Source organism: Streptomyces sp. NBC_00224 (genome assembly GCF_041435195.1).
Taxonomy (GTDB): Bacteria; Actinomycetota; Actinomycetes; order Streptomycetales; family Streptomycetaceae; genus Streptomyces.
In genome coordinates this window covers 683,433-710,164 of sequence record NZ_CP108106.1, presented here as the reverse complement: position 1 = coordinate 710,164, position 26,732 = coordinate 683,433, and the positions used below count along the sequence as shown (strand labels likewise).

18 protein-coding genes and 1 pseudogene are annotated in these 26,732 nt (G+C 70.5%); 10 read left to right on the top strand and 9 right to left on the bottom strand.

Translation table 11 applies throughout. From position 1 onward, the window contains the following. Positions 1–857 precede the first annotated feature (857 nt). The gene (locus OG965_RS03325; RefSeq protein ID WP_371648929.1) at positions 858–3,653 is read right to left on the bottom strand and encodes an AAA family ATPase; all 2,796 of its coding nucleotides are present in this window, start codon (positions 3,651–3,653) and stop codon (positions 858–860) included. 939 nt (positions 3,654–4,592) lie between these two features. Here OG965_RS03325 and OG965_RS03320 point away from each other — a divergent pair. The 5 genes and pseudogenes from OG965_RS03320 to OG965_RS03300 all read left to right on the top strand — a co-directional run bounded on the left by OG965_RS03320 (position 4,593) and on the right by OG965_RS03300 (position 9,610). After that, on the top strand, positions 4,593–4,943 hold the full coding sequence (locus tag OG965_RS03320) for a hypothetical protein (protein ID WP_371648927.1): 351 nt from the start codon (positions 4,593–4,595) through the stop codon (positions 4,941–4,943). Positions 4,944–5,087: 144 nt separating this feature from the next. Then, positions 5,088–5,292 (top strand): annotated as a pseudogene (locus tag OG965_RS03315) (GNAT family N-acetyltransferase); the annotation flags it as partial. Positions 5,293–5,700: 408 nt separating this feature from the next. Further along, positions 5,701–7,185, top strand: a complete 1,485-nt coding sequence (locus OG965_RS03310; RefSeq protein WP_371648925.1) for a UDP-N-acetylmuramoyl-L-alanyl-D-glutamate--2,6-diaminopimelate ligase — start codon at positions 5,701–5,703, stop codon at positions 7,183–7,185. Positions 7,186–7,527: 342 nt separating this feature from the next. Then, positions 7,528–8,493: a hypothetical protein gene (locus OG965_RS03305; RefSeq protein ID WP_371648923.1), complete on the top strand. Its 966-nt coding sequence runs from the start codon at positions 7,528–7,530 to the stop codon at positions 8,491–8,493. Positions 8,494–8,842: 349 nt separating this feature from the next. After that, positions 8,843–9,610: a hypothetical protein gene (locus tag OG965_RS03300; RefSeq protein ID WP_371648921.1), complete on the top strand. Its 768-nt coding sequence runs from the start codon at positions 8,843–8,845 to the stop codon at positions 9,608–9,610. A 242-nt stretch (positions 9,611–9,852) separates the two neighbouring features. On the opposite strand, the gene OG965_RS03295 is transcribed toward OG965_RS03300, so the two are convergent. Then, positions 9,853–10,686, bottom strand: coding sequence for a PIG-L family deacetylase (locus OG965_RS03295; RefSeq protein ID WP_371648919.1), 834 nt, complete (start codon positions 10,684–10,686; stop codon positions 9,853–9,855). A gap of 409 nt (positions 10,687–11,095) precedes the next feature. Here OG965_RS03295 and OG965_RS03290 point away from each other — a divergent pair, with 409 nt between their 5' ends. Further along, the gene (locus OG965_RS03290; RefSeq protein WP_371648917.1) at positions 11,096–11,764 is read left to right on the top strand and encodes a GNAT family N-acetyltransferase; all 669 of its coding nucleotides are present in this window, start codon (positions 11,096–11,098) and stop codon (positions 11,762–11,764) included. 39 nt (positions 11,765–11,803) lie between these two features. Here OG965_RS03290 and OG965_RS03285 read toward each other — a convergent pair whose 3' ends face one another. The 3 genes from OG965_RS03285 to OG965_RS03275 form a co-directional block, all read right to left on the bottom strand. Then, positions 11,804–13,345 (bottom strand): nickel transporter, encoded by a 1,542-nt coding sequence (locus tag OG965_RS03285; RefSeq protein ID WP_371648915.1) that lies wholly within the window; start codon positions 13,343–13,345, stop codon positions 11,804–11,806. Next, positions 13,342–14,691 carry a tetratricopeptide repeat protein gene (locus OG965_RS03280; protein WP_371648914.1) on the bottom strand — a complete coding sequence of 450 codons (1,350 nt, stop codon included), beginning with the start codon at positions 14,689–14,691 and terminating at the stop codon, positions 13,342–13,344. The genes OG965_RS03285 and OG965_RS03280 overlap by 4 nt, the downstream gene beginning before the upstream one ends. 311 nt (positions 14,692–15,002) lie before the next feature. After that, positions 15,003–16,550: a DUF4331 domain-containing protein gene (locus OG965_RS03275; RefSeq protein ID WP_371648912.1), complete on the bottom strand. Its 1,548-nt coding sequence runs from the start codon at positions 16,548–16,550 to the stop codon at positions 15,003–15,005. Between the two features lie 91 nt (positions 16,551–16,641). Between OG965_RS03275 and OG965_RS03270 the strand changes: the two genes are divergently transcribed. After that, on the top strand, positions 16,642–17,247 hold the full coding sequence (locus OG965_RS03270; RefSeq protein ID WP_371648910.1) for a sigma-70 family RNA polymerase sigma factor: 606 nt from the start codon (positions 16,642–16,644) through the stop codon (positions 17,245–17,247). Then, positions 17,244–18,005 (top strand): anti-sigma factor domain-containing protein, encoded by a 762-nt coding sequence (locus OG965_RS03265; protein ID WP_371648908.1) that lies wholly within the window; start codon positions 17,244–17,246, stop codon positions 18,003–18,005. The genes OG965_RS03270 and OG965_RS03265 overlap by 4 nt, the downstream gene beginning before the upstream one ends. A 120-nt stretch (positions 18,006–18,125) precedes the next feature. On the opposite strand, the gene OG965_RS03260 is transcribed toward OG965_RS03265, so the two are convergent. From OG965_RS03260 to OG965_RS03250, 3 genes are read right to left on the bottom strand one after another with little or no spacing between them, the layout of a single operon-like run. Beyond that, a complete protein-coding gene (locus OG965_RS03260) occupies positions 18,126–19,832 on the bottom strand; it encodes a thiamine pyrophosphate-binding protein (RefSeq protein ID WP_371648906.1) in 1,707 nt (568 codons plus the stop codon). A gap of 18 nt (positions 19,833–19,850) precedes the next feature. Next, positions 19,851–21,224: a hypothetical protein gene (locus tag OG965_RS03255; protein ID WP_371648904.1), complete on the bottom strand. Its 1,374-nt coding sequence runs from the start codon at positions 21,222–21,224 to the stop codon at positions 19,851–19,853. Positions 21,225–21,237: 13 nt separating this feature from the next. Further along, a complete protein-coding gene (locus OG965_RS03250) occupies positions 21,238–24,099 on the bottom strand; it encodes a peroxidase family protein (RefSeq protein WP_371648902.1) in 2,862 nt (953 codons plus the stop codon). A 144-nt stretch (positions 24,100–24,243) separates the two neighbouring features. On the opposite strand from OG965_RS03250, the gene OG965_RS03245 reads away from it, so the two are divergent. Beyond that, positions 24,244–24,369, top strand: coding sequence for a hypothetical protein (locus tag OG965_RS03245; protein WP_371648900.1), 126 nt, complete (start codon positions 24,244–24,246; stop codon positions 24,367–24,369). Positions 24,370–24,377: 8 nt separating this feature from the next. Here OG965_RS03245 and OG965_RS03240 read toward each other — a convergent pair whose 3' ends face one another. After that, a complete protein-coding gene (locus OG965_RS03240; protein WP_371648898.1) occupies positions 24,378–25,082 on the bottom strand; it encodes a TetR/AcrR family transcriptional regulator C-terminal domain-containing protein in 705 nt (234 codons plus the stop codon). A 56-nt stretch (positions 25,083–25,138) separates the two neighbouring features. On the opposite strand from OG965_RS03240, the gene OG965_RS03235 reads away from it, so the two are divergent. Next, complete coding sequence (locus OG965_RS03235; RefSeq protein WP_371648896.1) at positions 25,139–26,725, top strand: FAD-dependent monooxygenase; 1,587 nt, start codon at positions 25,139–25,141, stop codon at positions 26,723–26,725. Positions 26,726–26,732: the final 7 nt, after the last annotated feature.

Genomic DNA, 26,732 nt, shown 5'->3' with positions numbered 1-26,732 from the left:
ACGGCTGCCAGCGGCGCTCCGCGCCCTTGGCATCTACTTCTCTGGGTTTCTGTACGTGGCATGGAGCGCGCTCGGGGTGCGGCCCCCGGTGCTTCCCCTTTGGACTTCGTCGCTGCCGGGCAGCCCCCGGCCATTGGTGATCTACATCTGGGTCCCGGCACGCACCTAGGCCGGGGTCCCCCTCCATTGCGCTGGGGGACGTGATCTCCCGGTGGGGCTCCGGCATCGTCAGGGCCCGAGGGGTCTTCCCGAGAGGATGACCCAGTGAACCGTTTGGCACGATGGGTGATTTCGACGGCCTTCGGCTCCCGTCCCAACACGCCGCCCTTCTCGATCAGGCCAGGTGGCCCTGGTTGGGTCCCGTCCGCGGACTGGTCCGACACTGACCAGATGGGCGACGAGGACGAGGTGGATGATGAGGTAGAGCCCTCGGAGTAAGCCCAGGCATGCTGGAACTGCGGTCCGATCCCGCAGTTCCGGCCTCTGCCGAGAAGAACGACACGGATGGACCTGTCAGCTGCGCAGACACTCTCCGGGTGGAGACAGCACACGGAGCCTCTTCCCACCTCACGCTGACGCGTGGTGGACGTCGGGCTTTGGCGTTCCGCAGGCAGGCACCGATGGGTGGGGTCGGGCGGGACGGGAGTGCAGCCGTGGTCGCGGCTGAGTCTGGATCAGCTGCTCGATGAGTTGCAGGTGCGCATCGATACCGTGCACAGAACTCGGGACCGGTGGCACGTGCTGCTGGAGTCTACGGGTGGGAAAGCGGACGGGGCGTGGCCCCCGCCCTTCAGCCGCAGGAGGGTGTTGCCCCTTCGTCCTCGGGTACGGCTACGCCCCCAGCCGGCCCAGTCGCATCAGGTGCCTGTTTCATCCGATACGGTGTCGGCGAGGCGGCGGGCGAGCTCCACGCGTGAGCGGAGTCCCAACTTGGAGTAGATGTTTCCCAGGTGATACTCGATGGTCTTGCTCGACAGGAATAGTGCGTCCGCGGTCTCCTGATTGGTGGCTCCTCGGGCGACCAGTCTCGCCACCTGGGCCTCTTGCACAGTGAGTTCGACATGTGAATCCGTCTGCCTCCTGCGGCCTTCGGCGACACGTAGTTCCCTTTCCACGTGTTGGACCCAGGGCGTGGCTCCAAGCTGCCGGAAAAGGGCCCCGGCGGCTTGGAGGTGTGTTTGCGCAAGCGCTCGACGGCGTGCACGGCGTAACCGCTGACCGAAGGCGAGCCGGGTCCGTGCCAGTCCGTACGGATCGGGGTTGTGCGCTCCGTAAAGAGCCAGAGCTGCTGTGAAGTGCTCCTCCGCATCCTCCACATCCCTGGCCAGCAGACCCTGACACCGAGCCAGCGAGGCCCGCACGGTGTCCGGTGATGACGAGTCCACTCTGTCGGCAAGGGCTGCCAGCGCGGATCTGGCCTCCTGCGGCCGGTTCGCACGCAAGCAGGTTTCTACCAGGTCTGCGCACATGGGAAATACAGCCGGATTGCGCACGCCCAGTTCCTCCGTGCGTTCGCTCAGCGCGGTGAACTGAGCGGCAGCTACGGCGTATTCCCCCAGAGTCAGCTCCAACTGAGCCAGAGCGAGGTGGGCGTAGGGCGCGACCAGGTCGTAGCCGCTCGACTCGAGCAGGAACAGTGCGCGCGCCGCGTACTCTTCACAACGTTGCCGCTGCCCTTGCACCGCCTCGATCTGGGCTAGCGTGCTGGCCGCGTAGCCGGCGAGCACAGGCTGGCCCAGTTCCTCGGAGAGCGACATGCACTCTGCCGCTGCTGCGTAGGCAGCGTTCCATCGGCCTTGCCGGAACTCCAGGTCAGCCAGTACGGAGGTGAGGACCGGCAGGCGTTCCACCGCATTGGCCGCTCTGACGCACCTCAGTCCGTGCTCGACCAGGCGGCGGGCGGGAGCGTAGCGGCCCAGCCACAGGAGATCCAGGCACGCATAGCCGAACACCTCCGCCCCGTGAACGAGCGGGTCAGAGGACAAGAGCTGATCAAGCGCGGGATCCAAGAGGTCGGAAGCCGTCTGGACCTGTCCGGCCAACAACAGCGTGTGGATACGCAGCGCCGTCGTTGCAAGGGTGCCTGAGCCTGTCGAGGCGCAGGCGAGGCTATGGCCGTCCTCCGCTGCGGCCAGTGCTTGCGCCACGGTCCCGCCCATCGCCGCGACCCCTGCCGCCGTCGCCAGTAAGTGGGCAGCGGCCAGTGGCGCCTCGTTGCGCAGACGAGCGGCATCCTCGGTCATCTGGACGAAGGCGAGCCGAGGCGCGGCACGAGTCAGCCTGATCTGATTGTGCAGCTGTTCGATCTCGCCGATCAGCTGGGGATCGGCCGTGACACTTCGTGCCTGTGACAGCAGAGGAAGGGCTTGGTCCGGGAAGCCTGCGAGTTGAGCGCAGGTAGCGGCTGCCACCAACCGACGCCCGCGCGATTCGGGGAACGGGGTCAGCCACGCCGCTCGTACATAGGTGGACCGTGCGGTTCCAAGGGCACCGCGTCGGCACGCCCGCTCGGCAGCCTCGGTGAGAGCCGCGGCCACGTCCTCGTCGGTCCCGAGCGCTGCGGCGGCCAAATGCCAGGCTTGTTGGTCCATGCCGGACGAGCCATGCCCAGGTTGGGTCCGAGCGAGGAGCGCATGGGCTGTGCGCCTCTGGGCCGGTGATGCCGAGTGGTAGACGGCAGCACGGACCAAGGGATGGGAGAACTCCACGCGGCCATGGCCTATGGCGACGAGCTCTGCGGACTCCGCCGGCTCCAGGTCGGCCAACCCTGCACGTCCCACAGCTGCGGCTATTTCGGCGAGATCTCCGGTGTAGCTGCTGGCACAGACCAGCAGCGTCGCCCTGGTGGCTGCGGAGAGCGGCGCCAGACGTCGTCGGTAGGCGATGGCCAAGGCCTGCGGCAGAGGCAGGGGGAGTTCGGTCTGGCCTGGGCCGAAGGCTGACAGCCCGGACCTGCTGAGTTCCACCAGAGCGAGTGGGTTTCCCCCGGTATGGCGCATCAACCGCTCGAACTCATCCACGCTGACGGGGCTACCGCGCACACGACTGGCGAGTTCCCGGGCGGGTTCGGGCCCTAGGGCAGCCAATTCCATTACGTGGTGCCCGGTGAGGTCCATCGGGCAGTGGATCCCTGAACGAACGCTCATGACCACGGCGATTCCCTCTCCGAACAGCCGCCGACCGGCGAAGGCAAGTGCCGCAGCCGACGCTTCGTCCATCCACTGAATGTCATCGAGGAGAACGACCACTGGTGCGGCCTCCGCGAGGAGGCCGAGGGTGCCCAGCCCGATCGCGATGCTGTTGGGGGCGGCCTCATTTGAGCCGGGTTCGGACAAGGCGAGTGCGAGGGCGAGCGCGCGGCGCTGGGGCGCCCGTAATCGGGGCATCAAGCGGGCGATCGGCAGCAGAAGTCCACTCAGCGCGGAGAAGGCCAGTTCCGCCTCGCTCTCCACACAGCTCGCGGTCAGTGTGGCCAGCGCGGGGGTCAGTTGTGCCGTCGCTGCCAATAGGGAAGACTTCCCGATTCCCGGCTCGCCCTGCAGGACCAGAACGCCGCTTCGCTTGGTCGTTGCCGTTGCCAGAAAGTTGCGCAGCTGCTGGAGCTCGGTCTCCCTGCCGACCAGTGGAACGTCGATTCGCTCGTCCCTTGCCACGACCCTGCCCCGTCTGTCGCAACCGCTTCGACGGATCGACCGGCACGCCGGGAACCGGGCCCGGGCATGCGGCCTGCCTTGGGGTGGAGCGTAGTGGAGACCGGAACGAGAGGGGGCCTTGGCAGTTATCTGAGCTGGTCAAGAGACTCCATGTGCTCAGGGGAGTTGCAACCAGATGACCACACGACCACTGCTGTGCTCCTGGGGACAACCGCTCCCATGATCCGAGGAGTTGGAGACGCCGCCGCGAGGCTCAGAGATCGCCGCGTGGATGCAGCAGCAGTAATGCGGCGTGGAGTTCGGGGGCGTGGAGGGGGATGAGCTGAGTGAGCCGATAAGGACGGATGAGATGAACGCAGCTGAGGTAGCGCGGAGGAATGCACGCACGCGGCTGTCGACCTTTCCGATTTCTCTGTGATCCATCGGCGCGGACGGGCATTCCGTTCATGTGTGTTGACCGGCTGCGACGACTGGTGAGATCAGCATCGACGACGCGAGGGGCAAACTGGATCAGGGGAATCCCTAGTGGGGGAGACGGCCGTTGATCCCCCGCCGTCGCGCGTCACTGCTGCCCGAGGGGGTACTCAAGCCAACTGAGCGAGGCCGCGACCGCCGGGGGACATGGCAGCGTCCGACTCCCTGCCGCCCACCCCTCTGCCAGGTCCACCGCGTGGGTCGGCTCGACAGCCTCGCCCTGCCCGGGCGGGGCAGGTTGGGCACCGGTTGTCAGTGGGCCGCACATCGGGGATGTCACTGCGGAAGCGGTGGCATGGAGGGGATGTCGGCACCGGTCCGAAGCCCAGGCTCGGGGCCCGGCCGACTCCGGCCGCGACCGGGGCCACGCCGCCAATCGGGAACGCTTGCCCTCCCACTGCCGTCTCTCCCTCCGGCTGGTGCGACGAGAGCCGGCCACCGTGGACCGACCGACAGGAGCCCTCCGTGCCCGTCCTGCACCGCCCGTCCCGCATGACGGCGGTCTGCCTCATCCTGGCCGCCGTGTTGCTGGCCACCGGCGCCTTTACCGTCCGGCAGGGCCCGGTGACGGGCCTCCTGCCCGAAGGGAGGTGGAGCGGCTGGCGGTCCGAAGAGGTGCTGCACTGGTCGGCGCACATCCGCGTCAACACATGGGCGCACGCCGCCGAGGCGGAGATCCACATGGGCAAGGCCGAGTCGATCACGCTCAAGGCGTACGGCGAGGACGCCCACGGCACCACGAGCATGGACCCCACCGCCTTCACCCTCACCCCCGACGGGAAACTCACCGGGCGCGAACTCCCTGCCACCGGCTGACACATGACGGAGTGACGGCTCGACCGCGGGGGCCAGTCGAAACCACCGGGCGTGCGGTGAACCGCCCGTCTGGCCGCTTGTGCGGCCAGACACGGTCGGGGAGTTTGGTCAGCTTCGTGCGCAGCGGTTCCAGCTTGCCGCGCGGCCTTGCGCGGGCAGGGTCTGGCCGCCCGCCTGGTCCGGGCGGGGGCCCCGGCATCCGTGCCCGCGACGAGAGGCTGGCCCTTCCCGCACACCTCCCGCACGCAACACCAACGCCATCCGGCTGTACGAGTCGCTGGGATTCCGGCTGCGCCACCGCACGGCGTTCCTCGCGGCCCGGGTGGCGGAGGCAGCGCGGCAGCAGTAATGCAGATGTCCGCACGAACGGTGGGTGATCGCCGCCACAGCTGGACGTACACTCCACACATGGGTCGCACATGCGCAGTGAGGGAGTGCCTGCTCCAGGCCACTCATGCCCTGTGCCCGTCCGCCGCGTGCGCGACGGCCGCCGACCCGGTGAACGCGTCGGCGATCTACTGTCGCGCGTTGCACGGCCACGGCTAGCGATTCCGGGCAATTCTCGACATTTCCCAGATCATTCCGCCCCTGCAGGCGGAAGATTTTCTGCGCGGCCGCCCCTCCCCATCTCGGTAACCGCACGGCGACGGTCCTCGCCAGAATCTCCTGCTTTGTCATCCTTTGGTGCCCTGGCGGGCGCCGCCTGCGCGCCGACCGCCGGACGACCGGCAGCCGGTGCATCCTTGAGAGGACCCTTGTGAAGTTGAGCGAGCTGCTCGCCGGGTACGACCATGAAGTCATCGAGGGCGATCCGGAGACGAGGATCACCGGAGGCACCTGCTTCGACGCCCACCGCGTCTCTCCGGGATCCCTGTTCATCGCGGTACCCGGTCATCGCGAGGGCGGCCCCGAGTCCGTCGGACCGGCTCTCGCACGCGGCGCGGTGGCGATACTCATCGACTCCGCGACGGCGCAACGTCCGGTCGCGACCTGGGCGTCGGCAGCTGATGTATGCGTCGTAGCCGTCGCGGACACGCGCAAGGCGGCCGCGGTCGTCGCCTCCCGCTACCACGGGGAGCCAGGCAGGCAGATGAAGATGGTGGCCGTCACGGGCACCAACGGGAAGACGTCCGTTTCCTCCATGGTGGGGTCGGTGCTGAGGATCGCCGAGCACGCCAGGGTGGGGGTCATCGGGACGGGCGGCAGCCGGATCGGCGACGAACTGATCCCGATGCCGAGGTCGGTACTGACCACACCGGAGTCGCCGGACTTCCAGTATCTGCTCGGGTGCATGCGCGACCGCGGTGTCGAAACCGTGGCACTCGAAGCCACGTCGATGGGCCTGCTGACCCACCGCCTCGACCACTCGTTCATCGACGTAGGGGTGTTCACCAACCTGACGCAGGATCACCTGGACGACCACGGCACGATGGAGAACTACCGGGATGCCAAACTGCGCCTGTTCCAGGGACTGTGCCGGCGTGCGGTGGTCAACGCCGACGACCCGGTCGGAGCCCGCATCGGGGCGATGATGCCCGGCGCGGTCGTCGCGTACGGCATCGACGCGGAGGCGGACTACCGGGCGACCGACCTCACCATGGACGCCGTCGGCACCCGCTTCACCCTGCACCACGCCGGCCACAAGTATCCGGCGGCGATCCCCCTGCCTGGACGGTTCTCCGTCTCCAACGCCCTGGCCACCGTCGCGGCCTGCCACCTCCTCGGGCACGATCTGGCCGGACTGGTCGCCGCACTTGAGCAGATACCCCCGATCCCGGGAAGGTTCGAACGCTACGAGACCCCGGACGGCACGTCCGTCATCGTGGACTATGCGCACTCCCCGGACTCACTGGAGAAGGTGCTGACCACCATCCGCGGCTTCGCCTCTGGCCGGGTCGTCACGGTCTTCGGCTGCGGCGGGGACCGGGACGTCACCAAGCGCGCCCCGATGGGGGAGATCGCCGGCGCCTACTCCGATCTGTGCGTTCTCACTTCGGACAATCCCCGGAACGAAGACCCCCGGGCGATCATGGATCAGATCGTCCCGGGCCTGCTCGCGAGCGGCACCACTTTCGAGCGGTTCGCCGACCGCCGCCGCGCCATCTCCTTCGCCCTGTCCGCCGCAGGGCACGGCGACGTCATCCTGATCGCTGGCAAAGGCAGCGAGCCCTACCAGATCGTCAACGAGGAACTGCTGCCGTTCAGCGACATGGCGACGGTACGCGAACTCGCCACGCGGTAGGCGTACCGGCCTTCTTGACGCCCGGCGCAATGGCGGCGCCCAGGGTGATGGTGACGTGGCCGCCTGGGGTGTAGCGGCCGACTTGCCGACGGTGGGGACCGGGCAGCCACCCAGGCCGCATCCCACGCGAAGGCCGCAACCGACGCCGCCGATGAAGCGACCGCCGCAGTAGTCAAGGCACGCCACGCCCGGTGCGGAATCCGATGACGTGACCACGTGGGTGGTCGGGGCGGGGTCTGTCACTCGTATGCGGGGCGCGTATTCCGAGTTTGGTCCGTTTTGGGTGCATAGGCTGCGGGGTCGTCGGCTGTCGAGCTGTCAGAAGGGATGCCGATGAGAGGTATGACCGCACCGCGTGCCCGTTCCGCAGTCCGGCGGGCGGTGGTCGTTTTGATAGCGCTTCTGATGTGGCTGGCGTCGGCGTCGGCGGCGGCCCCGGCAGGGGCGGTGGGCCGGGAGGCGGTGGCGCGCCGCGCGCCGGACGCGGTGACCGTGAGCGGCTCCAGCGCGGCGGGTGTCGTGACGAGCGCCCCGGGCTGCCCCTCGGGACCGCTCGACGCGACCCGGCAGCTGACCGGCGGCACTGCGCTCACCCCCGGCGTCTTCTCCTCGCTCGCTTCCCAATTGAGCGTGGACCTGCCCTTCCGCGTCGGCGGCGCTCAGGCCGCGCTCCCGGGCAGCGAAGCCCGGGTCGCTCTGACCAACGCGCGCGGGACGCTGGCCCTGGCCCTGACCGCGGGTGACTGCACTTCGCCCACCCTGTCGTACGACGGGACCAGGGTGAGCGGCAGCGGCACCTGGACCGTCGTGCCGGACGCCGCCCCGGCGAACGCGTACCGCGGTGCCTCGGGCGGCGGATCCTTCACGGTGACCTCCGATGTCACCCCGGGCACCGGCAGGCAGTGGACCTTGAACCTCACGGGGAACGTCACGCTCCTCCAGCCGCAGGTCGCCGTCACCCAGCGCGCCTTTTGGGGCGGGCTCGGCAACTACCTCACGCGCACGCTGAGCGTGGAGTACCGCATCCGCAACACCGGCGCCGGCGACGCCTTCGGTGTCAGGCTGGTCGACGCCCTGCCCACGGGCTCCGGGATCACCCGGCTCGGTCCGGTGCCGCAGACGGTGGGTGCGATCCCGGCGGGTGGCAGCGCGCCGGTGGTCGTCCGCTACCGGGTGTGCGCCATCGCCGTCATCGGCTGCCGCTTCACCGCCACCACCCAGACGTTTCTGACGGACGCCCTGGACGCCAACGGCCACACGGAAACGGTCCCGGTGGTCGTACGGGTACCGGTCACGCCCTTCCCGTAACGCCGGTAGGGAACAAGGCAGTACGGGCTCCGGCGGTAGGAGGCTCAGCCCTGGCCGCGCGCGCCACGCCTGACCAAGAAGGCCGACAGCCTCCGCGCCATCATCCGCTTCGAACCCCTCTTTACGCGGTGCCCGCGGCAGCAGACGGGAAGGTTGTACGGATCTCAATCTCAATCGCATGCAGGTGAGGTTGCGCCGTCATCACGATCGGGGCGCTGCGTCGCCGGGGCCGCCTTGCCTGATGTGACGGCGCATAAATTGATCTGCACACGACGTTTCTGCAGGTCCACGGCACAGTGGGCCGTGCGCGGAGACGTCGTCCGCCGATCCAGAGAGAGCTGATTCAGTCATGCGCCGCACCACTGTCCGCCGTACCGCTTTCGCCGTCTCCACGCTCTCGCTGGCTCTGCTCGTCAGCGCCTGTGGCTCGGACGGGACGGCGGCCAAGGACGAGCCGAAGGGCAAGACCTCGGGGAGCGCGCCCGCGGCCCCGGCCGCCAAGGCCCTGTCCCAGGCCGAGGTGGACAACCTCGTGCTGGCCGAGGCCGACCTGAAGGACCACAAGGTCGCCAAGGCCACCGAGGCGGACCTCGCCACGGCCAAGACCGTCACCACTGACAAGGCCGCGTGCACGCCACTGGTCGACGTGATGGCGCTGCGCGGCGCCGGTACCCCCGGCGCGACCGCGACCCGCAAGGTCGTCGCCGTGCCCAAGGGGCCGGGCGCGAACGCTTCGGCCGAGGAGAAGGCGAAGGCCGGCCTCAACGCCCTGGGCGCCACGGTCACTGCCGACACCGTGGCCTCCTACAACGGCCGGGGCGCGGCCGATGCCCTGGCAGCCCTCAAGAAGGCGGGCACGGACTGCGCGGGCGGTTTCGCCCTGATCGCCGGAGGCGACAAGACCTCCTTCACCAAGGTTGCCCCGGCCTCCTACACCGCCGGTGACGAGGCGGTTGCCTTCACCCTGACCGCGGACCTGGACGGCGAGACGGGCACGGCCCATCTGGTGGCCGTCCGCAAGGGCTCCACGCTCGCCACCTTCTACGCCCAGAGCCTCGCCGGCACGGCGGAGCAGCCGAAGGCTGTGATCGATGCGCAGGTGAAGAAGCTCGCCTGAGGGGGGAAGGCGTCGGCGAGGTTCAGTCACCTGCCGGAGTCTCATCGCCGAGGCCGCCGCGTTCTTGCCCGTACGCGCGGGACGGCCCGAACCACGATGTCTGGTTCGGGCCGTCCCGCACTGCCCTCCTTGTCAGCTGAACCCGGTCAGCATTGCCGCCGAACGGGGCGGTTGCGCGGGCTGGTTGCGCGGGATCGAACCGCGCGGGCGACGAGTTCTCTAATCTGCAGTGGGCGGGCGGTTCAGTGCAGTCCGGCGAAGAGGTCGTTCTCGGGCACGGCCGCGCCGGTGGTGTCCTGGACGCGTACGAAGGTCTCGACGCCCATCAACTCGGTGAACCTCTCCTGGCCCATCTTGAGGAAGAAGATGTTCTCGCCCTGGCTGGCGTGTGCGGCCAGCGCGTCGAACTTCTGGCCGCCGAACGCGGTGGTGTCCACCCAGGTGGTGATCTCCTCGTCGGGGAGTCCGATCTCGGCCAGCGCGGCGGCCTCAGCGGGATCCGGTTCCTGCCCGTCCCCACCGAACTCGCGCATGACCTCCCCGAACCGCTGCATCATCGAGCGGGGCGCCGTCGTCCAGTACACCTTCGGTGTCAGCCCGGTCATCGTCAGCGCCGCCATCGTGATGCGGTTGGCCTGAATGTGGTCGGGGTGGCCGTAGAAGCCGTTCTCGTCGTAGGTGACGACCACATCGGGCTGGTAGCGCCGCAAGAGTTCCGCGAGTCGGGCAGCGCCCTCCTCGACGGGGGTCCGCCAGAAGGAGCCGGGGGCGTCATTGGTGGGCCAGCCCATCATCCCGGAGTCGGCGTAGTCCAGCATCTCCAGATGACTGACCTTCAGGACTTCGCAGCTGGCCTCCAGTTCCTGACGCCGCATCAAGGCGATGGCTGCCGGGTCGTGTCCGGGGTCACCCGGCTTGACGCCCCCTGGTCCGTCGCCGCAACCGCCGTCGGTACACGTCACGAGGACCGTGCGAATGCCCTCCGCCGCGTACCGCGCGAGGACACCTCCTGTTCCCGTGGCCTCATCGTCGGGGTGGGCGTGCACCGCCATGAGCGTCAAGGGCCTGCTATCCATGAAAAGTCCTCCATTGTGAAACGTCTCGGTCCGAGTCCGTGGCGGGCGCATGAGCGGTCGCCCCTCTACGTCGGATGACTGGGCGTACCGCGAACCCCGAGGTGCCCCGCATCACGACAGGACGGTCTGTTGGGCTCTGTGTTCCCCGCCCGCGCGGCACCGGTCTTTTTGCCGGTGCAACAGCGGCGCGTGGACCGGTTGTTCCCGCCGCACAGCGGAACTGGCGCTCTGTGGCAGGACGCTGGGGTCTACGCCGGACTGCGGCGGGACTGAAGGAAACAGGGTGATCTGTTAGTTATGGCGTCAAGCGTCTATGGTTAGGCGAGCCTAACCTAATCGCGGCCCGCGTGTCCTGCCACAGGACGCTCGCGCGGTTCGCCATGTCTGCACGAAAGAGCAGGAACACCGCATGAGACCCGAGTCCACCGCCCTCGTTTCCCCCGCGCCTCCCGTACCCCCCACGCCTTCGCGTGCGGACGTGTACACCGAGACCGTGGAGGGCTTCGGCACCCTCCGCTTCATGCTCGTCGATCCGGCCGAGGACTGCACCGTGCTGCACGCCTGGGTGGTCCAGGAGCGGGCGCAGTTCTGGGGCATGAACGGCGCGAGCCGGGAACTGGTCCAAGAGATATACGAGGACGTGGACCGCCGCGACACCCACCACGCGTTCCTGGTCCGCCTGGACGACGAGCCGGTGGCGCTTTTCCAGACGTACGAGCCGACCGAGGACCGCATCAGCGAGTGCTACGAGGTACGGGAGGGGGACATCGGCGTCCACCTGATGCTGGCCCCGGTGACGGACCGCCCCCGCCCCGGCTTCAGCCGCACCCTGGTGGGCGCTCTGATCCGCTTCACGTTCCGTGACCCGGCCGTCCTGCGCGCGGTGGCCGAGCCGGACGCCCGCAACGAGAAGGCCCTCGCACTTCTGAACCGCCTCGGGTTCGTGCGCCAGGGAGAGATCACCCTGCCGGAGATCGACCTGCCGGAGGTGTACCTCCCACAGAAGCGGGCGGTACTGGCGTACCTGGACCGCCCGGCCGTACTCCCGCCCGCGGCGGCTGTGGTCGTTCAGCCGTAGCGTGGCGGTTCGGCAGCGCGGAAACCATTGGAAGTTTGCTCAGCCCAGGGCGGCTGCCGCCCCCTTGAGTACCAATCCGCACCCCAGGAAGAGCACCACGAACGCGGTGCCGAGCGGTGCGAACCGGTTGGCGGCCGCGGTGAGCCGTCCGCGCGCCCGTGTCCGCCCCAGCCGCACGAGGCGTTCCCCGATCCGGATCGCCGCGTACCCGGCGGTCGTCAGGGTGAGGGCGAGCCCGGCTCCGTACGCAAGGACGAGCAGCGCCCCGAACCACGCCTGCCCGAGCGCCGCCGCCCCGACGAGCACCACCACGGCCGAGGGGCTGGGCACCAGCCCGCCCGCGAACCCGAGCAGGATGGTGCCGCGCAGGCCGGCGGACCTGCGGTGATCGTGATGGTGGTCGTGGTGCGGGTGTGAATGCCCGTGTGTGTGCGGCGAGTTGTTCTCGTGCCCGTGCTGGTGTGAGTGCCCGTGGTCATGTTCGTGGGTGTGCGGGTGTTCCTTCCGGTTGCGCCGGTTGCGCCAGGCCCTGCGTACGAGGACGGCGCCCGCGCCCGCCACCAGCGCGCCGCTGACCACGCCCAGCCAGGACACCACCGAGGGCGCCGCTGCCGAGCCCGCGGCGATCAAGCCGCCGAGCGCGAACACCCCGAGGGTGTGGGTCAGGGTCACCGAGATGCCGAGCGCCAGCACCTGCCGCAGCGAACCGCGCCCGCCCGCGGCTGCTGCGGCCGCCATCATCGTCTTGCCGTGCCCGGGGGCGAGCGCGTGCAGCGCGCCGAGGAGTAACGCGGTGCCGAGGGCGAGGGCCGCGAAGCCCGCGGTGAGGTCGTGCCGCGCCACCAGATCGGTCAGCGCCCGGGTCCAGCGGTCGGCGCCGCGCGGTAGCACCCCGGTGGCTGCGGGGCCGGGGGAGTCCGTGGCCAGCGCCGGTCCGCCGGGCACCGCGCGCAGCTCGGCCGAGGTCCGGTCGGGCGGTGAGGACAGCAGGCCGGCCGGATAGCGTACGAGCCGGTCGGAGACCGAACGGGTGGGGACCGAGGCCGTCTTGAGGGTCATGCGGTCGGCCCGTGCGGTGATCTCGCGCCAGCCGGGGCCGTGCCGGGCGGGCGCACGGAAGTTCACGGCCAGCTCTGCCGCGTCGGGCAGGGGAGCGGCGAGGCGGCATTCGAGCCGGAGCGTGACGAGCCCGGCCTGCCCGGGCCGGACCTGCGCGGAACCGCTCTCCACCGTGAGGGCGGCGGGCCGTCCGGCGGCGGTGACCGTGCTGTCCCGTGCGGCGGCCCGGCACCGCTCGGCTGCCCAGGCGGACCGCTCGTCCGGGGTCATCTCGGCGGCCCGCGCCTGGGTGGCGGGGATCTCCGCGAGGTCCTCGACGTGGTCGACGGTGAGCCTGCCGGGGGCGACTACCAGGCCCTCGTAGTGGTTGACGGTGAAGTTGCCCAGGGGGTGCGCGGGGGCGGCGGCCGATGCGGTGCCTGCCGGGAGGGGCCCGAGGAGCGCGGCGATGGCGAGGACCGCTCCGCCCGCGACCGTGCCGAGCCGGGGTCGCAGCAGGCGTAGGGGCCGGGGCCGGTTCATGACGCTCCCGTCAGGGCGGCCACGGCTTCGCGGGCCAGTGGTGAACCGGTGGGTGAGAAGGCCGGGTTGAGCGTCAGTGCGGCGGTGAGGTCGCGGCGGGCTGCGATGGCGCCCCCGGCGGCGCGCTCGATGACGCCTTGGTGGTAGAGGAAGGTGGCGTTGCGGTAGCCGGGCGCGGTGGCCCGTTCGGCGTATGGAAGGGCCTCCGCGTCCCGTCCGTTGACGTGCAGTGCCCAGGCGAGGGCATCCGCTGTGTGCACGGTCTGCCGCTTGGCCCACTCGGCGCGGGCCGCGCGCAGCGCGTCCACCGGGTCCCCGTGGTCCGCCTCGGCCAGGGCGGTGTCCAGGTCGGTGTCGACGCCGTGGGCGTGGGCCAGCGCGGTCCAGGCGGCGACCAGGCGGTACTGGGACCGGGCGTCCGCGCCCCGCCCCGCCGCCTCGTACAGCTCGCCCAGTGCGACGAGCTGACCCGGCAGCGGATAGCGGGCGACGACCTGCTCCATGCCGAGGGTCGCCGACCGCAGGTCGCCCCGCGCATACTGGATGCGGGCACGGGTCTCCAGGGCGGGCAGGTAGTCGGGGTCGGCCCGCAGCGCCGTATCGACCTGCTGCCCCGCCTCCACGAACTGGCCCTGTCCGAAGAAGAGTTGGGCCAGCGCCGTGGCCACGTAGGCGCGGTCGCCGGGGCCGGTGGCCGAGCCGAGGGCCTGCGTGAGGATCCGGCCGGCGGTGTTGGTGTCGCCGCGCAGTTCGTGGACGTACGCGAGCCGGGAGAAGACGGGGATGCCGGGCTTGCGGTCGTCGGCGGTGCGGGCTGCCACCAACGCCTCGTCGTAGCGGCCGAGTTCTACCAGGGCATCGACGCGCAGGGCGAGGGCGAGTTCGTCGTAGGCGTTGATGGCGAGCGCGGCGTCGGCCGCGGTGAGGGCGCCGGTGAAGTCGTGGCGGGCGGCGGCCAGCGCGGCGCGCCCCGCGAGTGCGGCGTCGTTGTCGGTGGGCCGCAGCTTGAGCGAGTGCTCCAGGGCGTGTTCGGCCTGCGCATAGCGGGTGGGGTCGCCGTTGGTCCGCGCCTGCTCGACGTAGGCGGCGCCCAGCGAGGCCCACGCGGTGGCGTCCTTGGGCTGCGCCTTGAGGTGGGCCTGCAGAGCGGTGACGCCGCGCGGCAGGTCGGCCGGGTCGAGGCGCCCCGCAGGAGCGGCGGCCACAGCGGGAGCACGTGGCGCGTCCCGGCCGTCGAAGGCGAGCGCCCCGACGCTGAGCCCGGCGGCGAGCGCCAGGGCGAGGGCGCTCCGGCGCAGGACCTTCCCGCGCCCCCGGGGCGGGGGCACGGCCTGGGTGCTGGTCATGTCGGATCCTTTCAGAAGGCGGAAGGAACGTTCCGGGGGCGGTTGTGCACGGGGTCTCGAAGGGGAGGCGGCCGATCGCACGGCGGCGTAAGGAGGTTGGACGCCGCAGTGCGATCGGGGCCGGGGCTGCTCGGGGGCCGGGGGCGGCCGTTTCGCATCGACTTCTGGAGTGGCGGGAGCCACCTGGGCGGCCGGAGGCTGTTTCGGCCCGCCCCGCCGTAGCCGGGGCCACCGGGCGGAGCGGTCGGGGCGACAGCTACGGGCCTGACTTCCCGGCGTGACAGGAGCCACCGGGTGGCCCGGGTCGGGCGTTACGGGCTGACCTCGCGGCGCCGCAGCCGCCACCACACGAGGCCCGTGCTGATCAGCACGATGCCCGCCGCGCCGCCCGCCGCCGAGGCGATCAGGAGGGTGTCGTCACCGCTGCCGGACGAGCTGGGGCGCGCCCCGCCGGTGAGCTGGGTGCGGGTCTCGCCGCCCTGCTGGTCACTGTTCTGGCCGCCCTTATGCGCGAGCGGGCCCCGCGAACCGGAGGCCGGCAGCGCCACGTACGGGAAGCTCTTGCCGAACGCCGCGTCGTTGGCGTTGACCGCGTCGCCCAAGTCGTTCTTGGCACCGTTCAGTTCGCCCTCCACCACCTGGAGCGAGATGTCCACCACGTCGTCGGCGAGCCGACGGCCGTTGGGGTAGCCCGCCGTGTCGCCGTCGAGGACACCCAGCCGCTTGGGCGAGCCGCTCGGCGCTATGGCGGTGTTGAGCCGGATCATCTCCGCCGGGCGGACGTTGGGCGGCTGGTTGAGGCCCTTCACCCCGGTCAGGAATACCGACACCAGGTCGTTGCGCGGCTCCGCCGGTGCCTTGATCTTGTAGATCGACTCGATCAGCTTCGGCAGTTCCGGCTTGGTGACGTACGGAAGGAAGTCGGCGTCGTTCCAGGGCGCGGACGCGTTGAACTTGTCCTTGTCCTTGAGCGGTACGACGACCTCGTTGACCAGCGGCATCCCGAGTCGGGACACCTGGGTCCAGCCGCCCGAGGCGTTCCTGCGCTGGGTCGTCGACCAGATTCCGATGACCGGCTGCTGTGTCGACTGCCGCAGCTGGACGGTCGGCACCTGGAGGGCGATCGTGTTGACGTTGTAGCCCTTGAGCGTGTCCTTGCCGACCTCGGAGAGGTTCCCGCCGTACAGCAGGTCGAAGACCCGCAGGTCGAGGAAGAAGGGGTCATCCGCCTGGCCCGCGAACGCCGTCGTCCCGCCCGGCAGTTCACGTACCGCCTGCGAGCGCAGCGCGCCATAGTTCGGCATGGACGCCTTGCCGACGTGGGACGGCGCCACCGGCAGGCCTTGCGCGAGCTTGGTGCTGGAGATGACCTTCTGGTCCTTCAGCTTGAGCAGCTCGATGTCGTACGTCTGGGTGAAGTTGAGGTCCGGGTCGTCCAGCGAGGTCACCGGGCCGGTGTTGTAGAGGAACGTGTTGCCGTTCTTGGTGTGGTTCTTGAACGTCCAGCGGTACAGCAGGTCGCCCTGCCCGTCCCCGTCGCTGTCGATGTGGATGTCGTGCTGGGCGTCGGCGGCGAACGGATAGAAGTTGGGGCCGCCCGCCGGTTCCTCGAACGGTGTCCAGTTGGCGAGGAGCGTCGTCGTGTCCGGCCGGTCCGGGCTGACGAACGCGTACACATCGGTGTTGTCGTACTGGGGCTGCCCTGAGATCAGCGGGGCCTCCCGGTGGCTGGAGGCGGTTGCCGCCCCCGGCATCAGTGCGGACACGCCGGCGGCTGCGAGCCCTCCGGTGGCCAGCGCACCAGCGGCCAGCATGGCGATGGAGCGGCGTGCCGGCCTGTTCCTGGGGTTCGGTGTCATCGCTTTCGTCCTTCTCGTGCGTGCGGTGGAGTGCTTGACGAGAAGCCATTCGGAGCCCGGCCCGTGGGGGATTGGTGGCGCGGGCAATCCGTTGCCGCCTCTCGCTCCGAAGGGCCGACGACGGGACAATGGCGCCCGCGGAGAGGGGGAGCCGGTGGAGGCCGACAGGCTGCTGGTCCTGGTCGCCGACGGGGACCAGAAGGCGTTCGAGGAGCTGTACACCCTGGTGTCCGGGCCGGTCTACGGCCTGGTGCGCCGGGTGCTGCGGGACCCCGCCCAGTCCGAGGAGGTCGCCCAGGAGGTGCTGCTCGAACTGTGGCGCCGCGCCGCCCGCTTCGACCCGGGCCGCGGCACCGCCCTGTCCTGGGTGCTCACCCTCGCGCACCGCAGGGCCGTTGACCGGGTGCGCTCGGTGCGGGCCGCGAGCGAGCGCGAGGAGAAGGCCGCCCGGCGCTCCGAGGGGCCCGCCTTCGACCAGGTCGTCGAGGAGGTGGAGAGCGGTCTCGAACGCGACTGGGTGCGCCGCTGCCTCGACCGGCTCACCACCCTCCAGCGCCAGTCGGTCACGCTCGCGTACTACGACGGCTACACCTACCGGGAGGTCGCCCAGCGGCTCTCCGTCCCGCTCGGCACGGTCAAGACGCGGATGCGGGACGGTCTGCTGCGGCTGCGCGAATGCCTGGAGAACGCCGCATGAGCCCCTTCACCCGGATCAGACGCGTCCATTCCCTCGCCGTCCCCTACGCCCTCAACGCCCTGGAGCCACGCGAGCTGCACCGCTTCGAACGCCATCTGGCCCGTTGCGCCGCCTGCGCCGCCGAGGTACGCGAGCTCGCCGCCGGGACCGAGCGTCTGGGGCGCGCCACCGCCCGCCCGGCCCCGGACGCGCTGCGGGAACGGGTGCTCAGGGACGTACGCACGACAGCGCAGGAGCGGCTGCCGGCCGGGCCGTCGCCGCGGCGGACGCCGACGCCCGCCGTGCGCCGCCCGCTGCTACTCGCCACGGCCGGGACCGCCGCGATCGCGCTGGTCGGTGCCGTGCTGCTCGGGGTGCAGCTGCACCGCACCCAGGACCGGCTCGATGCCGAGCGGGCCCGGGCCCAATCGATCGGCGAGGTGCTCGCCGCTCCCGACGCGCGCACCAGTACGGATCGGGACGAGCGGGGGCGCGGCATCAGCGCGGTCGCCGCGCCCGGGCTGCACCGCGCCGTGGTGACCGTGTCCGGACTCGGCGCGCCCCCCGAAGGCCGTGTTCGGCAACTGTGGGTGATGGCGGACCAGGGCGCGGCGCCCCGCTCGGCCGGACTGCTGCACGGCGAACAGCCGGTCGTGGTCACCGGACTCGCGTCCGGGAGCAGGGCACTGGCGGTAACCGACGAACCGGAGGGCGGCTCGGCTCGGCCCACCACCACGCCACTTGTCCAACTCGCCCTGACATCAGATGTATTCGGATAGTGAGTACCGAGAGCCGGTCCACCGTGAGGCTGCCCGCCTCGACGTCCTGGACCCACCGATGAACGGCCTACGAGTCCTCCTCCCACGAGGTGACCCCGTAGCCCCATGCACGCGGGGCCGTCAGTCCCGGAAGCGTGCTTCTACGGTCTCGACGAGGCCGTCGATCACGCCGTCCGGCGACGGGCTGTAGTGCGGCACGGCCCAGCGCGTGATCCTGGCGTCGATGAGCGAGGGCCGGCCGGAGGCCAGGGCCGCGCGGAACGCCTCCTCGAACTCCTCCAGCGTCTCCACCTGGTACCCGTCCGCGCCGCACGCGCGGGCGTACGCGGCGAAGTCCGGGTTTTGGAACTCGACCAGCCCGGATTCGGCGTACGTGACCAACTGGAAGAGTTTGATCAGCTTGAACTCCCCGTCGTTGAAGATGACCCAGATGACGGGGATTTCGTGCTCGACGGCGGTCATCAGCTCGAACCCGGACAGCGAGTAGCACCCGTCGCCGCAGCCGACGACGACGGTCCGGTCCGGGTGGGCGACCTTGAGGCCGATGGCTCCGTTGACGTGCCCGGCCATCGGCCCGAAGGAGCCCGCCTTGCGGAAGTTCTGCCCCTGTTCGAGCTCCACGTAGTATCCGAGCCACGCGAGATGGGCGCCCGCGTCCGCGAGCAGCACACCCCCGGGCGGCAGCATGCGCCCGATCGACTGCGCGAGTTCTCCGGGGTGGAGCTTCCCCGGCAGGTGGTGGATCCTGCGGGCCTCGTAGTCCTGGCCGTCGACCTCGACCGGCGGTACCTCGCCGACCAGCCGCTCCAGCTCGTCGGCCAGGGCGGCCACGGCGGGACGTGCGTCGGACAACAGGGTGTGGTCGGGGCGGTAGGCCTTGTGGAACTCGCCCTCGGAGATGTTCACATGGATGAGCAGCTTGTTCTCGAACAGGTCCTCGCGGTAGTTGAAGGTGGCGTGCTGATTGAGGGAATTGCCCACGCACAGCACGACGTCGGCCTCACGGAAGGCCTTCCACGCACTGGAATGGCCGCTGTCGGCGAAGACGCCCACCGCGAGCGGGTGCCCCTCGGACACGATGCCCTTGCCGTCCAAGGTGGTGAGCAGCGGGATCTGGAACCGCTCGATCAGCCGCTGGATCTCCGGACCCGCCCCGCTGCGCACCGCGCCGAAGCCGACGAGTGCCACGATGCGCTTGCGCTGTGCCAGGGCGTCCGCCAGTACCGCCGCGATCTCCGCCACCCGTGCCGGGTCCGGCAGAACCGGCCGCACGTCGAGCCTGATGGGGCGGAAGTCCGTCACCTCCACACCGCGGTGGGTCAGGTCCTCGGGCACGTGGATGTGCACGGGCCCGGGCCTTCCCTCGAACGCGGTGTTGACCGCTTCCTCAAGGACGTCGCAGGTGTCGGCGATGTCGGTGAGCAGGAAGGACTTCTTGGTCGTGGCCGCGAACATGGCCTGGGAGTCGGGTGTGCGGTTGAGCCCCGACGTCTCGTTGAGCGAGCCCCATCCGCGCCACTCCATGCTCGCGTACCCCGAGACCGCGAGGACCGGATAGGAGTCGGACATGGCCACGGCCAGCCCCGAGAACAGGTTGAACGCGCCCGGCCCGGCGGTCGCGAAGCAGAAGCCCAGCCGGTTGGTGTACATGGCGTATCCGCAGGCCATGAAGGACGCGGCCTGCTCGTGCCGGGTGATGATCGGCCTGATGTGCTGCGAATGTTTGAGGGCCAGCATCAGACCCGCCGCGTTCTCCCCGGCACCGCCGAAGGCCGCCTGTACGCCGATGCCTTCCAGCCCCTTGACGATGGCCTCGTAGACTCTCACCGGATCTCCCTCATCGTTTTATCCGTCCCAGTGCGCGGCGTGCCTACGGTGGGCGTCGGTCAGGCCGTTCTGGAAGAAGCGCTCGTAGTACTCGGACTCGACGTGGTGGGCCTGCAGCCAGATGCCGGGCACGTGGATGGCGTCGGTGTGTGCCGGGAACCGCCCGTGGGTCTCGTGGATGTACACGCAGATGTCCCGCGCGCATTCGATCACCTGGCGGTCGTACTCACTGGCCTCGGTGAGGTAGCGCTGCGCGTAGTCGTCCTTGTAGATGCGGGTGAAGAGGTCCTTGTCGGTGTAGATGCCCCGCTCCCCGAACTTGGAGCGGACGACGGAGTCCACGGCCTCGTGCATCGACGGGTAGTTGGGCGGGCAGGCGCTCTTGATGAGGTGTTCGCCGCCGGCCCGCAGCCCCACCGGATGGGAGCGCAGCCCGGCGTACTTCGGCAGCGGAACCTGCCAGCGCAGGATGTCGGCGGGGCGGAACCTGGGTGTGGCGAAGTCGAAGCCCAGCATGCGGCCGTAGGCGCGCGAGAACTTCGGGTCACCGAGCATGATCTGGGGGCTGATCGAGGCGTGGATCCAGGCGCCGAGTCCCATGGCGTCCGCGGTCAGCATCATGTTCTGCAGCAGGAGGTCGGCTTCGATCTGGGTGCGCATCGGCCCCAGGGAACCGAGCGGCAGCTTGACGTCGGGGTTGAGGAAGCCGCTGCGCACCCACTTGCGTACCCCGGCCGGGCGGTAGAAGTTGCGGTCGTCGACGAGGGTGGGCCGGGCCCCTTCGGGCTGGGTGAGCAGGTACATCAGCGCGTTGATGTACTGGTGGGAGAGGTCGACCACCGGCAGGAAGAGCGTGGTGCCCGGGAGGTTGGACAGGAACCGGTTGGAGTCGAGGTACGCCGGGAAGTCGCGCATTCCCTCGGCGACATCCAGGCGGTGGTCCAGTACCCGCACCTTCGACCGGCGTGCGCGTTCGATGAGAGTGTCGGGGTCGAAGGCGTGGCCGGGGGAGGGGGGCAGCTTCCTCAGGTAGTAGGTGCCCGTGTCGTTGATCATGAAGAAGTGGGTGGCCTGCGCGTTGTCGGGGCTGCCCGCGGTCCGGCCCGTCATGTTCAGGTTCGGCTTGGCCATGATCGGTTGGTGGTCGCGGGGGTCCTCGAAGGGCCGGTCGGGCATGGTGAGTCCCGAGGAGCCGGTGACGGCGATGAGCACCGCCTCCTCAAGCTCGCCCAGCGGCTCCGGACGGTGCGGGGAGTCGTAGCTCATCGACCCGGCCGGCACGGACGCGCCCCTGCTGACCCGGTGGGTGCGCCGCTCGAAGAGCGTCTGCCACAGGGGGCGGGACAGCAGGTCCTCCAGGCCGGGGTGGCCCGCGTTCTGTGATGCGGTCATGGTCCTCTCCCGCTCAGCCGCGGCCGCTGTTGTTCCGGACCGGCTGGACCGGGCGCCAGGGCGCGAAGGCGCTGGCCCCACGCGGCAGGACGCCCGCCAGCTCGGGGCAGTGCCGCAGGATGACGCTCGTCATGCCGTTGCGTGCGATCCAGTCCATGCCGAGGGGCGTGTAGAGCTCCGGCCGGAAGTCGACCGTGAGGAAGCGGTCGCTCTGCAACCGTCTGGTGGCCATCAGGATGAACACGCGGAAGGCCGTGTCGCTGAAGCCGAAGCCCGTGGGCGGATTCTCGGCGAAGAGCCCCACCACGGTGTCGATGTCGTCCACCGAGCGGTAGACGTCACGCAGCCGTGCGACCGTCTCCGGATCGGAGGAGAGGTCCTCGAAGCGCCGGATCCGCGGCTTGTGCAGGCCGGCGCGGAAGTCGTTGTAGCGCGGGACGCCGCGGCGCCGGGTGCGCACCAGGTCGACCACGGAGAGGTCGATCAGCTCCCCGTCCCGCTGGAACGTCTGCAGGGCGCGCGGGAAGTTGTGCAGGGTGATCGCCCCCGGGTGGGCGATGCCCAGCGAGTACAGGGTGTTCACCAGCCCGGTCTTGCGGATGAGCGGCTCCGCCGCGGCGCCCTGGAGGGCGGTGAAGTCCAGGGTGTCGAGCCGGCGGCCGAACCGGTGGTCGACGAGTTCGTAGTCGTCGGGGATCAGCGGGTGCATCCGGTAGACGGTGACGAACTCCTCGGTGAGGGAGTACGGGGCACCGTGGTGGTCGGGCAGGGTCTTGGGGATGCCCTGCCGCCCGTTCGCCTCCAGCAGCCAGACGCCCAGCTGGTCGAGCCAGTTCTTCGGCGGTCCCTGCCAGTTGGTCTTCATGCCGATGTCGAGCGTCTTGGTGGCGAGGATCGCGGGGGTCCACTCGACCGTGTGGATCTTCGCGATGAGCGCGGAGACGATCAGCCGCGCCGTGTGGTACACCCGGTCCTCGTCCATCCGCGGGTATTCGCGCCGCAGGGCTTCGCACAGGGCGTTGTGCTCACGGGCGAACAGGGTGTGCATGGAGCTGAGGCCGAGCCACCAGTTGTCGGTGAATCCGGTGAGCGGCATACCGTTGGAGCTGTTGGGCAGGTGCCCCTCTTCCAGCCGGAGCCCGGCGCCGCCGTCGGGCTCACGCAGCGACATCGCCACGGACTGGTCGCTGCCGTAGACCTCCGAACCGTCCCACCAGTGCGACACGTCGCTGGCGAACACGATCGGCGGCCGCCCGTCGTCGGTCGGCCGCACCGCCTCGTCATCGCCGAAGCGCATCACCCTCTCCTGCGGCCCGCCCGGGGTGTTCTGCCAGGTGTCGCCGGGTGGCAGTGGCACCTCGACGCTTCGGGTGGTGACCGGAAGCCTCTTGTGCTTGACCCAGTCGTGCACCTGGAACTGGATCCACGCGGCGGCGATGATGTTCAGCGAGGTCGCGGGGATGAACGCCTCACGCCGGAGCAGTTCCCGGCTCACGGTGACCGGATTGGGCGTGTCGAACTGGTCGGGGCGGTGGACGGGCGGCATGGTGCGGCCGAACGTTGCCCCGACAGCGCCCATCCGCGGCGCCGACAGATCGTTGTACGAGCCGTCGTAACTGCGCCTGACCAGCAGCTCCTCCTCGGGCGCGGCTTCCACCGGACCGGCCTCGGGCGGAGCCTCGTGGACCTCGGTGTCGATGAGGTTGTGCCGGCGCAGCGTCTGCCGGAAGGCCATGAGGTTGAGCAGGCCGAGCGGGGTGGGCAGCCGGTGCCACGGGACGAAGCGGTTGACGGTGCGGAAGGCGGCCCGCAGCGGTGCCCCGAGCAGGGCGTTGCGCCGTGGCTCAACGGTCAGGAAGCGCCGGCCCAGGCGGTGGGCGCTGCTGGCCTCGTAGGCGGCCTTGCGGGCACGGTTGAGGTTGCCCAGCGGCCGGAAGCCCTCCGCGGTGTGCCACGGGTTGAACGCCAGCAGGTCGACCCGCGACGCGCAGGCGCGGGCTTCGGCGGTGTGGATGTCCTGGCGCGGGATGGTCAGGGTGGCCACCGGCAGGACGGGCGCGGCGTCCTCCGTCCACTCCACCGCGCCGTTCTCGATGGGGGTGCGCCGGGGGTCCACGTAGCGCTGCACGCACAGCTCGAAGACGACGTCCGCCTGACGCAGCCGCTGGGAGAGCTCGCGCCGCAGGTAGTCGGGATCGGTGCGCGATGCCGCCGGGGCCGGCGGGGCGTCCGCGGCGGGCCGCAGCTGATAGCGCACCGGTCCGCGCTCGCCCCACAGGATCGCGCCGCGGCTCCAATACGTCTCCAGCGCCAGGCTGGGTACCGTGCGCCTCGTTCCTGCGACGACGTTGCGCCGCATACGGGAGGCTGCGGGCCAGCCGACCGCCAGGGGCAGTTTGAGGAACAGGGCGTACCCCTTGCGCAGCCGCGAGTCGGCGCCTGCCATGGCCTTGGCGAAGGCGACGAACTCACCCGCGTCGCGGGCGTGGGAGACCGGGAAGCTCGTCATCAGCAGATCGTGGGTCTCACCGGGGCCCACCTCGACGCGGAGCGCCGCCCCGCGCAGATCGGGCGCGAAGTCGGGCTGACGGACCCCGCTCGCGTTGGACAGCCGGACCGTGACCGGGTACTCGGCTCCGGGCTTGGCGAAACCCGCTCGCAGGGCTTCGGGAAGGTCCTCGCGGAACCTGAGCCGGGCGTTCTCCACGCCGAGGGCCGCTTTGGCGTGGAAGGTCCGGTCGACAGTGGCGGCGCCGCTGCGCTTCCGTACCTTGAGCTGGACCTGCAGCAGCTCACGCGCCAGCCTCTCGAAGACCAGCCGCTCGGCTTCCGGGCTGCCGCCGGCGTAGCGCTCGTACTGTGCGACCTCGTCCATGCCAGCCTCTTCCGGGGGACTTCCGTGCACTCCTGACGACGCTGCCCCAGCTCGGGGCCGCTGTCGTGCGGTGCGGGGCAGACGGGCGAACATGTGGGGCAGCGGGGGCGGGGCCCTGACTCCGGACCGCACGGGATCTTGCTCATGACCTGGCCGCCCGCTACCGAGACCTCGACGACCCGACCCGCGCCGCCGACCTGGCCGGAATCCTGGCGCGAGGACCCGGTCCGCCTCGTCCTCCACCCGGAGACCGTGAACCGCTACGCGTAACTGACCGCTCAGCGACCCAGCCGGGCCGCGAGCCCGTCGAGCACGCAGTCCAGGCCGAACGCGAACTCGACGTCGGGGTCGAGTTCCTCGGCTTCGAGGACGCGGCGGGCGAGCATCGGGTGTTCGCCCGCCGCGATGACCTCGCTGATGTAGGGGCCGACGCTGCGCTGCCACTCCTCCTCGCTGAGCCCGGTGCGCTGCTCCGCGCGTCGAAGGGCCTGCTGGGCGGCGACCGAACCCAGCACGTACGCGTGCACGGCGCCGAGCGCCCGCGAGGCCAGGGTGATGTCGGGCGTGAGTGCGACGGCTGCGCGCAGCGCGGCCTCGGACCGCCGCAACCAGTTGGGGCCGAGCGCGGGCCTCCCCGCCAGTTCACCCGCCAACCAAGGGTGCCGCAGCAGCGTCGCACGCAACGCGTGCGCGACCGTCCCCAGACCGGCACGCCAGTCCTCAGTGGACTCGGGCAGCGGATCCTCGCCCTGCGCCGCGTCGACCATCAGGTCCACCAGCTCGTCGCGGTTGGTGATGTACCGGTAGAGCGAGGCGGTCCCGGAACCGAGATCACCCGCGACCCGCCGCATCGACACCGCCGCCAATCCCTCCGCGTCCGCGACGGCCAGCGCGGCGGCCACGTACTGGTCCACCCCGGGCGCGCGTCGACGCGGCTCGGGGCGCGGCCGGGTCCACACCGACGAGGGAACGGGTTCGGTCATCGGGGCGGCTCCTTTCCTCGTTGACCTGCATCCTACCTTCTGGCTACGGTGTATCCATGACGGAGACAGTGTATCCAGATGTACCGGTGCTCGTGGTCGGAGGCGGCAGCGTCGGCCTGCTCACCGCGGCGCTGCTCACCCACCACGGCGTCCCCGCGGTGCTCGTCGAACGCCGGTCCGGGCCGTCGGTGCACCCACGTGCCACCGGCATCGCACCGCGCACCGTCGAGGTCCTCCGCGAACTCGGGCTCGACACCGCCGTCGACGCCGTCGCGGTCGACCTCCGGGGCGCCGCGGGCAAGGCGGTGGCCCGGACCGTCGTCGAGATGGGCGCGGGCGACGTCGTGACCGTGCCCATGCCGACCCCGTCCGCCGACGAACTGGACGTGACGCCGTTCAGACTGCGCGGCGTCTGCGCCCAGGACCGGCTCGACGCCGTCGTAGCAGCCGACCTGGCACGCCGCGGAGCGGACCTGCGCTGGTCCACCCGCCTGGTCGGCATCGCGCAGGACGCCGACGGGGTCGACGTCGAACTGGAGGGACCCGACGGCCGCTACTCGCTGCGGTGCGCGCGCGTAGTAGCTGCCGACGGCACGCACAGCACCGTGCGGACCGCGCTCGGCGTGGGCACCTCCGGGCCGGGCGACCTGGGCAAGTCGAGGATCAACATCCTGTTCCGCGCCGACCTCCGACCGCACCTGCGGGGAATGTCCTTCGCCACCTGCACGATCACCACGCCTCAGGCGCCCGGCCTGCTGGCCACCGTGGACGGCGAGACGAACTGGGTCTTCCACGTCCCCTGCGACGTCGACGGCGGCGAACGCCCCGAGGACTTCACGCACGCGCGCTGCGCCTCGGTCGTCCGGCTGGCGGTCGGCGATCCCGACCTCGACGTCGAGGTGCGCAGCGTGCTCCCGTGGCGGCCCCGGAGCGCGGCGGCCGAAAGCTTCGCCGTCGGCCGCGTGTTCCTCGTGGGCGACGCCGCGCACACCGTGTCGCCCATGGGCGCGTTCGGCCTCAACACCGGGGTCGCCGACGCGCACAACCTGGCGTGGAAGCTGGCCGCCGTCCACCACGGCGAGGCCGGTGCCGGGCTGCTCGACACCTACGCGCACGAACGTGAACCGGTCGCCGCGGCGACGCTGGACCAGGCGCTGCGCAGGCTCGCCGACCCGCAGCTGCACTGGGGACGCGGGCCCGAGGCGGACGCCGCCAGGGCGGCGGCGGGGGTGTGGGCGGCGCCGGTCGTGCACCTCGGCCAGCGGTACGACTCGGCCGCCGTCGTCGACCCCCGGCCGGAACTCCCCTCCACGGTGGACCTGGCGGTGGCACTGGACGGATCGCCGGGTTCCCGGGTGCCCCACGCGTGGATCGACGGGGTTTCCACGCTCGACCTGGTGGCGTCCCGGTGGACCCTCCTGGTGGGCGTCGCCGACGACCGCTGGCTCACCGCCGCGGCCGACGTCGGACTCCCCGCGCATCGCGTCGCGGTCCCGTGGCTCCCCGATGAAGGGGCGCTGCTCGTCCGTCCGGACGGGATCGTCGCGATGCGCGCCACGGCGCCGGCGACGGATCCGGCGCGGTTCCTCACCGAGGTCTTGGACCAGGTGCTGGCCAGGCCGGTCCCGGTGCCGAGCACCTGAACGGGGG

What these genes read in the sequence shown, in the direction of transcription:
- OG965_RS03250 (WP_371648902.1), bottom strand. Translation starts at nt 24,099, where the DNA reads ATGGACGAGGTCGCACAGTACGAGCGCTACGCCGGCGGCAGCCCGGAA.
- OG965_RS03285 (WP_371648915.1), bottom strand. Translation starts at nt 13,345, where the DNA reads ATGAACCGGCCCCGGCCCCTACGCCTGCTGCGACCCCGGCTCGGCACG.
- OG965_RS03280 (WP_371648914.1), bottom strand. Translation starts at nt 14,691, where the DNA reads ATGACCAGCACCCAGGCCGTGCCCCCGCCCCGGGGGCGCGGGAAGGTC.
- OG965_RS03240 (WP_371648898.1), bottom strand. Translation starts at nt 25,082, where the DNA reads ATGACCGAACCCGTTCCCTCGTCGGTGTGGACCCGGCCGCGCCCCGAG.
- OG965_RS03265 (WP_371648908.1), top strand. Translation starts at nt 17,244, where the DNA reads ATGAGCCCCTTCACCCGGATCAGACGCGTCCATTCCCTCGCCGTCCCC.
- OG965_RS03275 (WP_371648912.1), bottom strand. Translation starts at nt 16,550, where the DNA reads ATGACACCGAACCCCAGGAACAGGCCGGCACGCCGCTCCATCGCCATG.
- OG965_RS03235 (WP_371648896.1), top strand. Translation starts at nt 25,139, where the DNA reads ATGACGGAGACAGTGTATCCAGATGTACCGGTGCTCGTGGTCGGAGGC.
- OG965_RS03305 (WP_371648923.1), top strand. Translation starts at nt 7,528, where the DNA reads ATGACCGCACCGCGTGCCCGTTCCGCAGTCCGGCGGGCGGTGGTCGTT.
- OG965_RS03255 (WP_371648904.1), bottom strand. Translation starts at nt 21,224, where the DNA reads ATGACCGCATCACAGAACGCGGGCCACCCCGGCCTGGAGGACCTGCTG.
- OG965_RS03290 (WP_371648917.1), top strand. Translation starts at nt 11,096, where the DNA reads ATGAGACCCGAGTCCACCGCCCTCGTTTCCCCCGCGCCTCCCGTACCC.
- OG965_RS03245 (WP_371648900.1), top strand. Translation starts at nt 24,244, where the DNA reads ATGACCTGGCCGCCCGCTACCGAGACCTCGACGACCCGACCCGCGCCG.
- OG965_RS03295 (WP_371648919.1), bottom strand. Translation starts at nt 10,686, where the DNA reads ATGGATAGCAGGCCCTTGACGCTCATGGCGGTGCACGCCCACCCCGAC.
- OG965_RS03300 (WP_371648921.1), top strand. Translation starts at nt 8,843, where the DNA reads ATGCGCCGCACCACTGTCCGCCGTACCGCTTTCGCCGTCTCCACGCTC.